Origin of the sequence: Pseudomonas sp. TR47 (assembly GCF_044143025.1) — a bacterium.
Lineage (GTDB): Bacteria > Pseudomonadota > Gammaproteobacteria > Pseudomonadales > Pseudomonadaceae > Aquipseudomonas > Aquipseudomonas putida_E.
Map to the genome: position 1 here is coordinate 341,508 of NZ_JBHFCS010000002.1, position 15,681 is coordinate 357,188.

Genomic DNA, 15,681 nt, shown 5'->3' on the forward strand with positions numbered 1-15,681 from the left:
AACGAGGTGCGAAGGCCTTGCCGAGGATTATTCGCGGGCTATCTGCCACCAGCTGGGGAACATCTGCTGCACATGCGGCTCGGCGAAGCGCTGATCGATCAACACCAGCACGCCGCGGTCCTGATCGCCGCGAATCACCCGGCCTGCAGCCTGGATCACCTTGCGTACACCGGGGTACAGGTAGACGTAGTCGAAACCAGCGCCGAACTGGCGGCCCAGCCGCTGTTTGAACTGTTCGTTGACCGGGTTGACCTGGGGTAACCCGAGGGTGGCGACGAATGCACCGATCAGCCGGTTGCCCGGCAGGTCGACACCTTCGCCAAAGGCACCGCCCAGCACGGCAAACCCGACGCCCTGGCCGTCTGCGGCAAAGCGCGCAAGAAAATCCTGGCGTGCTGTTTCGTCCATGCCTGGTGCCTGAGCCCAGGCCGAGATCGCCGGGTACTGCTCAGCCAGCAGCGCATGCACCTGCTGCAAGTATTCGAAACTGCTGAAGAAGGCCAGGTAGTTGCCGGGTTGGCGCTGGTACTGCTCGGCGATCAGCGCAACGATCGGTGCCAACGAGGCCTGACGTTCGTGATAACGGGTAGACACCTGGCTGGCGATGCGCACTTCGAGTTGTTCGGCGCGAAACGGCGCCGCCACTTCAAGCCACGCTGTATCCGGTGGCATGCCGAGCAGGTCGGTGTAGAAATGCCGGGGGCTGAGCGTGGCCGAGAACAACGTCACGCTGCGCGCTGCCTGCATGCGCGGGCCGAGCAGTTTGGCGGGCGTTACGTTACGCAGGCACAAGGTGGCCAGGCGACGCTGGCGCGGGCCTTCGCGCAGGCTCACATCGAACAGGAAATGCTCATCGAACAGCTCGGCAACCCGGTTGAACTGCAGCGCCTGAAAATAGAACTGCAGGATGTGTGTATCCACTTCGACGGGCGACTCGTTCAAGCGCTCCTGGATCAGCCCGATGCAGTGCTGCAGCGCACGTAGAAAGGCCTCCGGCAGTTGCCCGGTGGCCAGATAAGGCGCTCGCTGCGCCTTGTACAGGGCATTCCATTGGCGGTTCAGCCGGTCCAGCGCGCTGGCCAGCCCTGGCGGTTTGCGCTGGCGCAGCGCCAGCAATTGCCCCTGGTCGAGGCTGGCGCTGTACATGCCGCGGCCACGCTCCACCAGGTTATGAGCCTCGTCGACCAGCACCGCAACGCGCCATTGGTTGGCCTGTGTCAGGCCGAACAGCAGGGCATGAGCGTCGAAGTAATAGTTGTAGTCGGCCACCAGTACATCGACCCAGCGCGCCATTTCCTGCCCCAGGTAGTACGGGCAGACCTGGTGTTGCAGGGCCACCTCGCGCAGGTTCGCGCGGTCCAGCAACGGCTACCGGGCCGCAGCCTCACGCGCCGCCGGCAGGCGGTCGTAGAAGCCTTGGGCCAATGGGCAGGCGTCGCCATGGCAGGCTTTGTCGGGGTGCTCGCAGGCCTTGTCGCGGGCAATCAGCTCCAGGGTGCGCAGCGCGGGTTGCGCCGTGGCCCGGGTGATCTGCTGCAGGGCATCCAGCGCCAGTGCACGGCCTGGGGTCTTGGCGGTCAGGAAAAACACTTTGTCGAGTTGTTGCGGCACCATGGCCTTGAGCAACGGGAACAGCGTGCCGAGGGTCTTGCCGATACCGGTGCTGGCCTGAGCCATCAGGCAGCGCCCGGTGCTGACCGCCTTGTACAGGGTTTCGGCCAGTTGCCGCTGGCCTTGGCGAAACTGCGGGTAAGGAAAGCCCAGGCTCTGCAGCCCGCGGTCACGCTCGGCCAGGCGCTGCGTTTGCCCTTGGGCCCAGGCCAGAAAACACAGGCATTGGGTTTCGAAAAAAGCTTGCAGCTCGACGGCGCTGTAATGCTCGCTGATCAAGGTCTGGCCGTCGTTGTCCACGTTCAGGTAAACCAGCGCCACCTCGATGGCGGGCAACTGCCGCGCCTGGCACAGCAGCCAGGCATAGACCTTGGCCTGCGCCCAGTGCAGTTGGCGATGATTGGCAGGTTGGCGAGCCAGGTCACCACGGTAGGTCTTGATCTCTTCAAGACGGTTTGCGGCGGGGTCATAACCGTCGGCGCGGCCGCGCACCTGCAAGCCCTGATAAGCGCCTTCGAGTGCGACCTCCGCCTGGTACCCGGCGGCCCGCCTGGCCACTACCCGGCGATGGCCCTCGATGCCCTCCTGGGCAGTGGGCGACGGCGTGAAGCGCAGGTCGAGGTCACCGGCCTTGGCAGTGAACTCACACAAAGCGCGCACCGCCACGCGGTAGCTCACTCGCCCTCGCTCCAGCGCACATGACAGACAGCCACCGGCAAGCCCTGCTCGGCGCAGAATTCCAGCCACCGCAACTGGTTGTCCTGCAGGCGGTCGCCCGGGCCTTTGACCTCGACCATGCGGTAACGCCCCTGCTCCGGCCAGAACTGGATCAGGTCAGGCATGCCGGTGCGGTTGTTGCGTATGTCTTGCAGCAGGCGCAGGAAACACTGCTTGAGGTGGGCTGCGGGCAGGCAGGCCAATGCCTGCACGAGCAAGGCATGGTTGAGCATCTGCCAGAACACGAACGGCGATTGCAGCCCTTGCTTGGCGGCATAGCAGTCGAGGATGGCCTGCTGATGCGAGCCGTCGTCGAGCCGGCCCAGGCAGGCGTCGAACTGTACGGCGCGCCGCTGCTGGAAGTCGCAGTCGTGCAGGTCTTGCGGTGCAGCCTGGAAGGGGTTGAAGAACGCGCCGGGAATCGGGGCGAAGATCGCGTCCCAGCACAACAGCCCGAACAGGCTGGTGAGCAGCGTGTTCTCGACGTAGTGAACCTGCCCGCCTGCTTGCGCCAGGTGCTGCCGAACAGCCTCCTCGACACCCAACGCGGCCTGCTCGCGAGGCAGCTCGAGCTCGATCACCTGCGCGGGCGTGGCACGCCGCCGGCGCTGCGCCGGCCCGCCCAGTTTGCGCACCAGGCGCGGCACCATGCGCTCAAGCGCCTGCACTTCCAGGGCATTGGCAGGCGTTTGGGCCAGGTGCAGGGCCAGGGCATGCGCCTCTTGCCAGCGCTCGCTGCGCTCCAGCACCCGCACCTGGCGGATGCGCGCTTGCGCATGGCTGCTCTGGGCATACACCGTCAATGCCAGGTCCCAGTCGCCAAGGCGCTCGCACTGCTGGCCCAGGGCAAACAGCAAGCGCGCGTGACGCCGGGCCAGCCAGGGGTTGTCGCTGCGCCAGCCCGCCAACGCCTGAAGGATCGACGCAGGCGCCTCAGCCAACTCCAGACGCTCGGCGCACTGGTGCAAAGCCATGGCCAGATCAACGTCGCTGCGCTGCTGCAAGGCACGCGAGGCGGGGCTGAATGGCACTTGCTCGAAACGCAGCACGCCCAGGTCGGCAAGAACAAAATCGGACCAGTCCTGGTACAGGTTGCCAAAGAACAGCAGACGCATGCGATCGCACAGCGGCTGCAGGCACCACTGCACGATGCGCACAGGGGCACTGGCGAACCAATCGGACAGTGACCTGGGCGCCAGCTCCAAGGCTTGAAGTTGCGCGAGCAGATCGCTTTTGGCCGCACGCGGTCGGCTCAGAAGGCCTGCAAAACCGCTGGCCAGCTCCTCCTTGCGCAGCAGGGCGAACAACTGTTCCAGGCTCAACTGCTCGGGTTCACGCACCCAGCCCAACGCCTGCAGTGGCTGCAAGGCCGCACGCGTATCGCCGATCTCGGCATAGTCCAGCCGGTCACTGCGAAACAGCTCGCCCTTGCGCATAACCATGCGCACCAGCAGCGCCTGGGCTGGCTCTTCGAGCCTGGCAAAAGCATGGATGAAAGCCAGCTCCTGGGTATCGAGCAGGTCGGCATAGCGGTGTTCGACCCACAGCAGTACCTGGCGGAAGTTATGCAGGTAGTAGAGCGGGTCGTCGACGGAATGGGCGATCACAGGGCGGGGTCGGGCAGCAGGAACGGACACTGTTTATACATACAGATAACGCCTGCTGGCAAGCCCCGTGGGTCAGGCTGGCAAACAACCGACCAATGGCGCTTGAGCCACGTCAGAGCGCCATGACCATCTCATGCCAGGCCATGCCGCCGTGGTCCGAGGGCGATGGCTTCACGTACTGGTAGCCCATCTTGCGGTACAACTCGACGTGCTGCTGCTTGCACATCAGGTGGATGGTGCGCTTCTCGAGCGCAGCCATCCGCTGCACGAACGTATTCATCAGCAATTTCGCGTAACCCTTGCCCTGACAAGCCGGGTCCACCACGACGGACATGATCACCACATTCGCGGCCGCCGGGTCATGGCCTACCAGCTCCTTGAAGGCCTCATCGGAAATCACCACCTCGTGGGCACAGCCACTGTTGATGAACCCCACGACCTTGCCGTCGACCTCAAGCAGGAGGAAACCCTCTGGGTACTGCGCGATACGGGTGCGGATCTTTTCAAGGGTCGCGGCTTCATCCCCCTCGTACGCGCCAATTTCAATCTCGTAGCAGCGTTCGGCATCCTGGGGAACAGGTTGGCGAAAATGTGGGGTGCCCATGCAGATGCTCCTGAATATGAATGAACAGGGCGCCATGATACGTGACACGCCAGGGCTGGCGATCAGCTTTTGCTGCCAGCCTGCCGTCCTCGACGCGGCGCCAGCACCTGTTTCAACCGGTAGAGCGCCTCGCTCAGCGCTTCTGGTCGGTCGCCTGACCAGGTGAGCGCCAGGTAGTGCTGATAACGCCCCTGCACGCTGAACCGCGCACCTGCCAGTACTTGCAAGGCCGGACCAGACAAAGCTGGCGAAACCCGATCCAAGGCGATTGGCTCAAGCATGCGCACCCACAGGACATACCCCCCGTCAGGCATGTCAAAAACCAGCTTCCCGCCCAGGCACACATTGAGTTGATGGCATAAATGCTCCATACGCTTGCGCAGCTCCAGCCGACGCCGGTTCAATTGCCCGTCGACCTCGCCGTTGCTGAGCATCTGCGCCAAGGCATGCTGACGCACAGGAGGTAGCTGGTAGCCTCGTCGGGCAAACCCTTCGGCAAGGGTGCCATGCAGGCCCAGCACATACGCATAGGGGGCCTCGGCACCGACCAACGCTTGCAGCGACCCCAGCACCAACAGCCACCGCTGGTCGACCCAGTCACGCAAACGTGCCCCCGGAGGGGTGTCGAAACAGTGCTCGCTGTCCAGATCGTTTTCCAGCAGCCAGACAGGATGCGAGGCCAGCAAATGGGCAATCTGCCGCTGGTCCTGTTGCGACATCAACCGTCCCGTAGGCATGCCAAGGCATGACGGCATCACCATCATGCGCACCGACTCACGCCCCAACAGGCGAGCCAGGCTGCCGAGGTCAGGGCTGCCGTGGTCGTTAACGGGCATCTCCAGCACATGCAAGCCAAAGCGCTGCAAAACCCTCAGCAAACGCCAGCAGCACGGCGATGCGACCAGCACCGTGCTGCCCTGCAACGCCAATGCTTCGAGCAGCGTTTCCAGCAAAGCCTGCATGTCGGGCCCCAGGTGCACATCTTCAGCACGCCAGGATTGCCGGGACGATCGAGTGTAACGTTCGGCCAATACATGCCGCAGGCGAACTTCTCCCGAGCTCTGGGTACCGGGCAATGAACGTGCACGCTGTCGCGCCAGCCGTCTTTCGTGAGCGAACAACGCACGCTCCATCGCCGGATGCGCCAGCATGGCCTGGTCCGACTCTGCAGTGGCCGTCACGCCGGTGATGGCGCCGGCCGGCACAAAGTACCCGGATTTAGGCACCGACAGCACCCGCCCTTCATGTTCCAACAACCCGTAGGCTGTTTGTACAGTGGCCAGTGAAACGCGCAGGTGCCGCGACAGGGCACGCAGTGAGGGCAAACGGCGCTCCCCTCCCCGCGCGGCCTCATCGATAAGCGCTTGCAGATATCGATACACCGACTGGTAAGCGAATTCACGCCCCATCAGGTAAGCCCCCGCAGGCAGTCAAACCAGCAGCGGGCCGGCAGGCCAGTAGCGCCAGATGCACATCACGCCGTGCCAGGTTTGCCAGCAAGGGCCAGGCGCTGTGATGCAAACGCCCTTCGTAAATAGCTCGCAATTGAGCAAGGGACAAACCACTGATGTTTACCAACCAATCCTTGACGGGATCGGGACAAGGTTTTCCCTGCATGACGCGATGCAGATAAGGCAGTGCCACCAGCATATCGGCGTGGCAGCATTGCAGAAAGCGCTCCAACCTGCGCCCCTTGTTGGCGAATGGGCTGTGGAACATGCAAACGAGCTGAGTGTGCTCAAGGCCATAGGCCTTGGCAAAACGGCTTTGCTGCGATGCCTGTGCTAGCGCCCTTTCGCAATGCAGACGCGGCGCCGGGCCTGACTCAACAGGAGCATTGCAGCGCGACCGTAGTTCATGCAACTGAGCCAACGCCAGCGGGTCGAGAAAACTGGCCAGTGGCATGGCCTTCTGCACAGGCTCGAAGTGGCACTCCATCATCAAGTCCAGCTCACCTTCACTCAGTAGCTGGGGCAACAGGTCGTCGAGGGTAATCAGCCTGACCGGAAGGTCCGAGTGACGCTCGGTAACCGGTTTTTCCGGCTCGCCAAGTGAAGTGCCGGCAGTGTTGTGCAACTGACTCAACCGCTCGGCAAGCGTCGCCATGCACTGATGCAGGTTCGCCCTCCCCCCGTCACCGGCCTGGCGCAGCCCCCTGCGGGCCCACGCCAGGTAACGCAGCCGTTGTCGCGCAGGCATGGCGGTGACCATTGCATCGACTGCCGGATGGCCGTCGAGCGCCAGACACAAGGCTGCACCCAGTTCCAGGTGCATGCGACTGCCCAAAAGTGCTTCGGGCCGCGCATCGACAAGATGGCCGAACACAAGCAAGGCGTCGCGCGCCAGCGCCCAGGGTTCGACCGCCAGATAGGGCCTTCGGCTGAACGAAACCACCTGCCCGGCTTCGAGCATCTGGAGCTGCACCCGTGGATCGTCATGCAGAAACAAGGTACTGAACACACGCTCATGTTGCTCAAGAAGCGCGTTGCTGGCCGCGGGTAAGCACACCGCCACCACCTGCAACTGAAAGGTGACAGGTGCACGCTGGGCAATACTCAACTGGGCCGCACGCAAGACCGCCAGCAGCCGGGCGCTATGGCAGTCTGCGCCTAGCAGCACGAGCAACCTGAACGTACCGATATATTCCGGGCCACCTGCGGCTACCAGCAAACGCTGGACCAACAGCTGCAAAGAGGCGCGCTGGACCTGGGACATATGGCCCAACACGCGATCCAGCACCTGTTGGTAAATATGGTGCATAGCTTGGTCGTGGATATTGCTCACATGTCACCTCACTACTTCATTCTTTCCACCGCCAACAATGCACTTTTTCATGAATCAATAGGCGGCGAATCAAGCCTGAAGAAATTTCCTACAAAACTTTAAGAGAAATTGAAGTGACGAATTACTGTCGCCATGCCATTGAGAGAAATGAACCCCTGCGTGAGCCCTCCGCCGCGCCAAAACACCAAAAGCCAGGGTTGATCTTCTCCATTGCACGCTCCTTGCGTAAAGCATCATTACGCCATTATCAAGCGTTGCTCAACGATTAACAGATACAGACGCCGGTAAAAAAACCATTCAGCCGAATGGCAACTCACTGTGCGCTCGACACGGGGAAGTTTTCAAAGAGAAAGACTTTTCAAGGCATTTGCATGCACGCGAGGTGGCAATATTTTTTATGTAGGACGGATACTAGTTAACCGTAGGAAAAATCCTAACATGAGACTATTCACGGATTGTCGAGGAGGTAAAGTATTGGTAAGTGCACGCTTTGAATTTTATGGCGTGCGGATATCGAGCGCCGCGAGGGAGGCGCACCATCAAGCTGTGAACACTCGAAAAAAAACCCGAGCCAAGCCCGGGTTCCCTTTAGATCCAGCGTATATCAGCCCGCCGCCAAGTCCAGCACCACTCTGCCGCCACAAGGACACTCATCCATATACCGGTGCGCTTCAACCACCTGATCAAACGGATACACCTTGATGATCTGCGGTGTCAGCAACTGGTCTGCCGTGAACTGGTTGATATCACGCAGGGCACGCTGCAGCGCAACCTGGTCCTGGCTAATGCCCAGTTCCGGCTTGCCGGTGAAGTTACCGATGCAGTGAACGTAGAACTGGATGTTCTTCTGGAACGCCGCACAGGCCGGGAATGGTGTCTGGTTACCACCCTGCAGGCCATAAAGCACCAGGCTGCCACGTGGCGCGAGTACATCGCCGAGCAGTGACATCTGCGGGCCACCCATGCCGTCGAGGACCATGTCCACACCGCGCCCGTCAGTGTACTTACCCACCTGCAGGAGCAAGTCCTGCTCTTCGGTGACGATCACCTTGTCAGCCCCCAGGCCCAGCAGGTAGTCGCGCTGCTCCGGCTCCTTGGTGGCAGCGAACACCTTGAGCCCCAAGGCCTTGCCCAACTGCACGAAGGCGGGCCCTGCGCAATGGCTGGCATCGGTGACCAGCGCGGTCTGCCCGGCCTTGGCCCTGGCCAGGTCGACGTAAGCGAAGTAGGCGATCAGCAGCGGCGTGTAATGCACGCTGGCTTCGATCGGGGTGAGGATGTCCGGGTAACGGGTAATCGCCGTGCGCGGCAGGACGATCACATCCCCGTATACCGGGTGATCATTGGCGCTGGTCGCCGGGAAGCTGGCCACCCGGTCGCCCACTGCAATGTCATCGACACCCTCACCCACCGCAGTCACCACGCCGGCCATCTCGTGGCCGATACCCGCTGGCAGGCGGGCCTGGGACGGCGCCAGGTTCTGCCGCCAAAGCACGTCGTACCAGCTCACGCCAATGGCCTCGACGCGGATCTGCACCTCGCCGACAGCAGCTGACGGTTCGGCCTGCTCCTCGCAGCGGAGCACTTCGGCAGCGCCGAACTTGTGGAACCGGATCATGCGGGACATCGCATACCTCGCCTTTGTGAATCTCGTATTACCACGGACTTTATCCGGGCTTTTGCCGTTAGACCATCAGTGGCTATTAATAGTCGACATGCCTGTCATCGATTGGGCACCTCACATTTCTGTGCATCGGCCCCACAAATCGGTGCAGGTTAACAGCCTTTGGCCTTAAGATTCACCCCTGCCCCACTTTAGGCGAAGCGCACCGATGAATCGAAACGACCTGCGTCGCGTAGACCTCAACCTGCTGATCGTGTTCGAAACCCTGATGCATGAGCGTAGCGTGACCCGTGCCGCCGAGAAGCTGTTCCTCGGCCAGCCGGCGATCAGCGCGGCGCTGTCGCGCCTGCGTAACCTGTTCGACGACCCGCTGTTCGTGCGCACGGGCCGCAGCATGGAGCCGTCAGCGCGGGCACATGAAATATTCGCCCTGCTGTCGCCGGCGCTGGATTCCATCTCCACCGCGGTCAGCCGCGCCGCCGAGTTCGACCCGGCCACCAGCAACGCGGTGTTCCGCATCGGCCTGTCGGACGACGCCGAATTCGCCCTGCTGCCGCAGCTGCTCAAGCGCATCCGCGCCGAGGCGCCCGGCATCGTGCTGGTAGTGCGCCGGGTCAATTACCTGCTGATGCCTACCCTGCTGGCCTCCGGCGAAATCTCGGTGGGGGTGAGCTACACCAGCGAACTGCCCGCCAACGCCAAGCGCAAGGTGCTGCGCCGCAGCATGCCCAAGCTGCTGCGCGCCGACAGCGTGCCCGGCAGCATCACCCTCGACGACTTCTGCGCACGGCCGCATGCACTGGTGTCGTTCGCTGGTGACTTGTCCGGTTTCATCGACGAAGCGCTGGAAGAGATCGGCCGCAAGCGCCATGTGGTCCTGGCCGTGCCGCAATTCAACGGCCTGGGCAGCCTGCTGGCGGGGACCGACATCGTTGCCACGGTGCCCGATTACACCGCTGATGCGCTGACTGCTGCGGGCGGGTTGCGGGCTGAAGACCTGCCGATAGCGGTGCGCAGCTTCGAGTTGCACATGGCCTGGCGAGGGGCGCAGGACAATGACCCGGCGGAGCGCTGGTTAAGGTCGCGGATACAGATGTTCTTCGGGGATCCCGATAGCTTGTGACTGACTTCCATCAAGATCCGCAAACACCAATAAAATCAGTATCTTAACCTGACCATGCGTCCAAGGCCGTCCGTCGTATTCCGCTCATTTCCAATGCGCTTGCGGGTATATTTTTGGGTACTTTTTCCATTTCGAAAAAAAGTACCCGCACATGACGACTTCCCTCCCCACGCCTGCATTGCGGCGTAAACTCAGCGATGCCTTCTTGCGTGCCATTGCTGAACCCGGCAAGTACGCCGACGGCGAGGTACCCGGTCTTTACCTGCATGTTCAGGCCTCGCAGAAGTCGAACAAGCCTGCCGCAAAATACTGGCGGATGAGGTATCGCCTGAACGGCAAGGAGAACGTGTACGCGATCGGCCGTTATCCCGACATTGGCTTGAAAGACGCCCGCGACTTGGCCCGAGCCGCGCGCCAGAACGTAGCTCATCACGTCGCCCCGCTGAAGGCCAAACGCAAGAAAATCGCCGATCAGCTACTCAATGAGGAACGCACATTCAGTTACGTCGCCGAACAGTGGCTGGCCTTCAAGTCGCACGACCTCGTGAGCAAATCCCTCGCGGGCTTTCGCGGCGCTTTGAACAATCACATCCTGCCCACGATCGGCAACATTCCCGTCAGCGAGATCAAACTGGACCACATCATCGAGATCATCGCTACCCTGCGCCGAGCACGCACACTGGCCATGGCCAAGCGCGTGCGTACCATCATCCGTGCCGTGCTCGGTTTCGCTGAGGGCCGTGGCTGGGTGGAGCGTAACGTGGCCCTGAGCAACACCGAAGAGCTCAAGGTTCGCCATGTGGTGACCAGTAATCCAGCGATCGAACGACCAGCCGATTTGGGTCACCTTCTGCTTCGTCTGGATGAGCTCAGCCCGAGCAGCGTGAGCACTGCGATGCGCTTGCTGGTCATGCTGCCGGTTCGCCCCGGCGAGCTGGTGAAAATGCGTTGGGAAGACATTGATCTGGTCAGCGCCGACTGGCGCTATGTAGTAGGGAAAACACGCCATCTGGATAAGAGCAAACACATCGTGCCACTGCCGGAGCAAGCCCTTGTACTGTTGCGTGAACTACATGAACGACGGGTGGTGGATGAAGCGGGCAATGGCTGGGTCTTTGTATCGCCGATCTACCCAGGCTATCCAGTTGACGCCACATCCCTGGCCAAGGCCTACCAGCGGATCTGGCCGGAATACCGCATCACTGCGCACGGTTTCCGCGCCACCTACCGCACTATCGCTCACGAGCATTTGGGCATCGATCCGATTGTGCTGGAATTGTCGTTGTCTCACCGTATGCCAGGCGCTCTGGGCGCAGTGTATGCGCGCGCGCAGTTGCTACCGCAGCGACGAGAAGCAGCGCAGCATTGGGCGGACTACCTCGATCGGCTTCGAAAGAACTCCAAACTTACAGCAGCAGAGTAGTTGTCGGGAAAGTACAAATTCTACGTGCACTTCCTTCTTGCCATGATCACAACAACTGCCTTATCAGGAAGAGCCAATTCAATTTCGTGAGTATGGCGGAGCATTCGGAATTCGAACTCACGCGACCCAGCCAAACCGATGAAAATAAAGTCATAATAATCAATAAGTTAGAAAGATTAGTTAGAATGCAGCGTAGTCCGCCTGAGCAATATCCACCAACGTCCACATACTTCCATGGAGACTCTGATTTTACTGGCCTCCAGTCCACATCACGTCCACCAACGTCTTGCACCATCTACTCAAATCCAGCTATAAAACGTGGGTAGAAAAATGGGTATGAATCATGGCGCGTGGCATCAACAAGCTCTCCGCTCTCGCGGTGCAAAAAGCAAAGGACCCTGGCTATTACGGGGATGGCGGCGGTCTCTGGTTGCAGGTCAGCAAACTAGGTGGGAAGTCCTGGGTGTTCCGCTACACCAGAAACGGCAAGACTCGCGACATGGGACTTGGCCCTGTACACACCGTTTCTCTCAGCGAAGCGCGCTCGAAGAGCCTGGAGCATCGAAAAAGCCTGCTTGAGGGTATCGACCCTCTCGAAGCAAAAAAAGCAAAGCAGCAGGCAGCCAAGCTTGAGGCTGCCCGGCATAAGACCTTCAAAGAGTGTGCGCTGGCCTACATCCAAGCCAACCGTGCGGGCTGGAAAAATCCGAAACACGTCCAGCAGTGGGAAAATACTCTTGAGGCCTATGCCTATCCAATCATCGGTGAACTGGCTATCGGAGCGGTCGACACGAACCTGGTGTTGAAGGTCCTACAGCAACAGGTCGGTTCGCCTAGCGAACCCACACAGTTCTGGTACACAAAGGCGGAAACCGCGAGCAGGCTCAGGGGCCGGATCGAGAACATTCTCGATTGGGCGACTTTCCGCGGATACCGCCAAGGTGAAAACCCAGCTCGCTGGAAAGGCCATTTGGAGCATGAGCTACCTGCAAGAAGCAAAGTCCAGAAGGTTGAACATCACGCCTCCCTCCCCTACGCGGAAGCTCCGGCTTTTATGCGGGAGTTAAGCAAGCGCAAAGGTGTCTCGGCCAGAGCACTGGAGTTCTCAATCTTGACTGCTTGCCGGTCAGGTGAGGTACGTGGCGCAGAGTGGAGCGAGATCAATTTTAAAGAGTCGACATGGACGATACCGGCAGCACGAATGAAGGCAGGCAAGGAACACTCTGTACCGCTGTCGCCCGAAACAGTTCAGCTGCTCAAATCATTGCCTCGCATCGCAGATAGTCCATACGTGTTCCCCTCCCCGCGAGGAAAACAGCTATCGGACATGTCACTCACTGCCGTTCTGAGGCGTATGGAGTTGGGGCACCTCACACAGCATGGCTTTCGCTCCACCTTTCGAATCTGGGCAGCGGAGCAAACGCATCACCCTCGTGAGGTATGCGAGCATGCCCTTGCCCATAAGCTCCCTGATAGCGTTGAAGCCGCGTATCAGCGGGGTACTTTATGGCCGAAACGCGTCCAACTCATGCACGATTGGGCTCATTACTGCTTTGTAAGCAAGTGACAAAACAGCAATGTAGATTTTTGGCTTCCGCTGTATCCGATTGAAATTTCTGTTAGCACCTAGTTATCCTATGGACAGGGCCTAGAGCCCAGGTCGCCGTGAACCGCCCTGCTGCGTGGGAAAGATCGGTGTTTTGACGCTAACCACATTACTCCCCGTGGCCAGCCCGGCTCGCAGCAAGCCCAGCGAAGCATCCAGGACTTGTCCCCTGGCAAGGTGCTTTTACGGCCATGACTTTGGAGTCAATGTCATGCCTTTCACAGCCGAATCTATCATCGAAACCTTCAAAGAAACTGAGGTTGCCGGTGCCCCCAAGCTTAAACATACCCAGTATTTGAACTACCTTGCCAAGCGTCTCGGCTATCAGAGTTTCAAGCATTTCACACAGTGTGTCGAAACCGCTCCGTCCGATCGCCTTGGTGACTACTACACGGGATTGATGAAGAAGATCTGCGGCATCCGTGTACCCAAACAGGACATTGGGCACATCCGCCTCAGCCACTTCGACGGGAAGTCGATCAGCTATGATTCGTACTTCATTGGTTGGGACGAGCATGGCCGAGAAATCCGAATGCCCAGTGCCGACCACGGCAGGCTGGCTATTATGGATTTCCGAGAAATTTTCGACATGCCGCTGTATGTGATCGAGACCCAAGCGGAGTTCATCGCCTGGCAATGGAACTGGGCCTCATTTGCCGTCGCGCCTCCCGACCTTGTCAGAGCAAACTTCCCTTCGTTGTTCCATCAGCGCGATCGAGTGGTTGAGAATCCGCCCATGGATAAGGTCAAGCGGCGTTATCGTCGCGAGCAAAAGAAAAGCGGCCTCATCTAAACGTTGCAGGGCGGTCTCAGACCGCCCATTCACCGCGCCGCACTGCCAACCTAGCGACGTGGTCTACGCTCGTTACCGAACAAACACCGCAACCTCCCCCTTGGACGCAATCACCATGAGCGCTGGCAATCCTTCCGCGCTCATCTTGCGATGAAGTGTATCCAGCAGATGCTCATCCAGCTGGCTCGGGCGAGCAGGACAATTATCAGGATGAGAGTGCCATTCCCCTACGTAGTCAACCACCCGAGCAGTGCGCGAGTGCACTGTGCCCAGGGCCTCAGCCTGGCCTACCTGTCCCCTTATAAAGTGGCTCGGGCTCGCCTCACTGTCTGGGGGAGCTGGTAAAACATCCACGATAACGATGGTCTTCGTTTTCAGGTCGGTGACGCCGAGAATCGCGCCCCCCGTTTCATTCGGCAGCGCCGCAAGGCGAGAGGTGAGCAGCTTCTGAACCAGGGCCTCATCATATTTCACCGTCCATCCAGCAGACTCCACTGAATGTATCTGGGCAACTTCAATTTCGTGCGTTCTTACCGCTCCCGACTGCTCATCACACTCCCAAACGCAGATCCTGGCCTGAGGCTTCGCCACCGACTTGCGGAGCTGTCTAGCCAGAATCCCTGCGTGCAAGTGGATGTATTCGCCCGACAGTCTGACCGAAATATCTCGACATCCCCCGCCCACCCAGCGGTCACCCAGATGACTGACCAGGTGCGTATGTCCCCACTCATGATGAAGAAGTGCCCGATAGTATTGGCCTTCCAAACCATCAACGATGCCGTCTCGCCTCGTCCTCCAAAATCATCACACAAGACTGACCAGAAGGAGTGACGAATAGACTTACTGTACGCGGAGCTTCATCTCTGCGCGCAAGCTCTCGGGGCACCCCGAAGGTTGTAGTGACATCGACGACAAGGTCGGCGCTGGTCAACGATGAGGTGACCTCTGCGGACTCGTCCAGGACACTTAGATCAATAGCGCTAGGTGGCGTCCAGTTGGGATAGGTAGCACAAGCCATTTCCTGCAATACCTTGACCTTGGGCATTCCAACGAATCCATCAAAAGCGATGTGCCGACAAAGGTTGTGAGGCAGCAATCGGTCAGGATCGATGAAAGTCCATTGCCCCCACCCTTGGCGTATCCATAAATCAGCCAACACGCTACCCAGAGCGCCCACTCCGGCGAGTACGCCTTTGATTTCACTGTGCTCTTCTGGGGTGCCGGAGAGATCTCGTGCGGTTTGCGGAGTGAGTGCTGTGCGGATTTCCACAGGCATCAGTGAAAGGGAACGCCAGGCCGAGCCGGCAGCCCCACCCAACAACGTGATCCGCTGACACAGCCCTTTTGCATCAGGCATACCAAGCATGTCCAATGCAGTCGCAAGGTCAAACAGGGAAGCATTCAGCATGTATCCCGCGACATCGATCCGCTCAGCACCGCCTTCACGGACGCGAGGAATCCACACGGTGATGAGAATACCCTCGCCTTTTCCGTGCGCGGGCGATATCCCCCCTTCGATTGCCTCGTAGACGGTGTCATACAAGGCGCCGTAGAGATCGCTCCCCCACGAAACGAGTTGATCCTGTAATTTCCCAAGTGTTTCTGGAAAGCCGGCCAGCGTGGTCGTTCCTACCGGCTCAACCATCACCGGCACCATTCGCACCGTCTTCGATTGATCGTCGGGTCTGGACGGCTCAGCTTTCAGAATCACCGAGTCGCCCTGATCGACCTTGAAGATGGTCAACGTCCTGCTACCTGCCTTGGCGTAATCTGGGTAGTTCGAGGGTAG

Annotated in this window: 11 protein-coding genes and 1 pseudogene; 4 read left to right on the forward strand and 8 right to left on the reverse strand. The window is 59.9% G+C overall.

Annotated features, from left to right (window positions below; genetic code table 11):
- Positions 1–27: 27 nt before the first annotated feature.
- The 6 genes and pseudogenes from ACEWE8_RS04080 to ACEWE8_RS04105 form a co-directional block, all read right to left on the reverse strand.
- Positions 28–2,289, reverse strand: a pseudogene (locus tag ACEWE8_RS04080) (ATP-dependent DNA helicase).
- Positions 2,286–3,935, reverse strand: coding sequence for a VRR-NUC domain-containing protein (locus tag ACEWE8_RS04085; RefSeq protein ID WP_046785953.1), 1,650 nt, complete (start codon positions 3,933–3,935; stop codon positions 2,286–2,288). The pseudogene ACEWE8_RS04080 and the gene ACEWE8_RS04085 overlap by 4 nt, the downstream one beginning before the upstream one ends.
- Positions 3,936–4,047: 112 nt before the next feature.
- Positions 4,048–4,539, reverse strand: coding sequence for a GNAT family N-acetyltransferase (locus ACEWE8_RS04090; RefSeq protein WP_046785952.1), 492 nt, complete (start codon positions 4,537–4,539; stop codon positions 4,048–4,050).
- Positions 4,540–4,601: 62 nt separating this feature from the next.
- Positions 4,602–5,948: an aminotransferase class I/II-fold pyridoxal phosphate-dependent enzyme gene (locus tag ACEWE8_RS04095; protein ID WP_046785951.1), complete on the reverse strand. Its 1,347-nt coding sequence runs from the start codon at positions 5,946–5,948 to the stop codon at positions 4,602–4,604.
- On the reverse strand, positions 5,938–7,323 hold the full coding sequence (locus ACEWE8_RS04100) for a hypothetical protein (RefSeq protein ID WP_046785950.1): 1,386 nt from the start codon (positions 7,321–7,323) through the stop codon (positions 5,938–5,940). The genes ACEWE8_RS04095 and ACEWE8_RS04100 overlap by 11 nt, the downstream gene beginning before the upstream one ends.
- Positions 7,324–7,927: 604 nt before the next feature.
- Complete coding sequence (locus tag ACEWE8_RS04105) at positions 7,928–8,950, reverse strand: zinc-dependent alcohol dehydrogenase family protein (protein ID WP_046785949.1); 1,023 nt, start codon at positions 8,948–8,950, stop codon at positions 7,928–7,930.
- 205 nt (positions 8,951–9,155) lie between these two features.
- Between ACEWE8_RS04105 and ACEWE8_RS04110 the strand changes: the two genes are divergently transcribed.
- The 4 genes from ACEWE8_RS04110 (at position 9,156) to ACEWE8_RS04125 (ending at position 13,892) form a co-directional block, all read left to right on the forward strand.
- On the forward strand, positions 9,156–10,070 hold the full coding sequence (locus tag ACEWE8_RS04110) for a LysR family transcriptional regulator (RefSeq protein ID WP_012314827.1): 915 nt from the start codon (positions 9,156–9,158) through the stop codon (positions 10,068–10,070).
- A gap of 151 nt (positions 10,071–10,221) precedes the next feature.
- Positions 10,222–11,493, forward strand: coding sequence for an integrase arm-type DNA-binding domain-containing protein (locus ACEWE8_RS04115; protein ID WP_046785948.1), 1,272 nt, complete (start codon positions 10,222–10,224; stop codon positions 11,491–11,493).
- A 343-nt stretch (positions 11,494–11,836) separates the two neighbouring features.
- Positions 11,837–13,060 carry a site-specific integrase gene (locus ACEWE8_RS04120; protein ID WP_046785947.1) on the forward strand — a complete coding sequence of 408 codons (1,224 nt, stop codon included), beginning with the start codon at positions 11,837–11,839 and terminating at the stop codon, positions 13,058–13,060.
- A 250-nt stretch (positions 13,061–13,310) separates the two neighbouring features.
- A complete protein-coding gene (locus tag ACEWE8_RS04125) occupies positions 13,311–13,892 on the forward strand; it encodes a hypothetical protein (RefSeq protein ID WP_046785946.1) in 582 nt (193 codons plus the stop codon).
- Positions 13,893–13,964: 72 nt separating this feature from the next.
- On the opposite strand, the gene ACEWE8_RS04130 is transcribed toward ACEWE8_RS04125, so the two are convergent.
- Positions 13,965–14,366, reverse strand: coding sequence for a Mov34/MPN/PAD-1 family protein (locus ACEWE8_RS04130; protein WP_052750421.1), 402 nt, complete (start codon positions 14,364–14,366; stop codon positions 13,965–13,967).
- 295 nt (positions 14,367–14,661) lie between these two features.
- The coding region (locus ACEWE8_RS04135; RefSeq protein ID WP_395589221.1) for a ThiF family adenylyltransferase at positions 14,662–15,681 on the reverse strand (1,020 nt) is incomplete at its 5' end.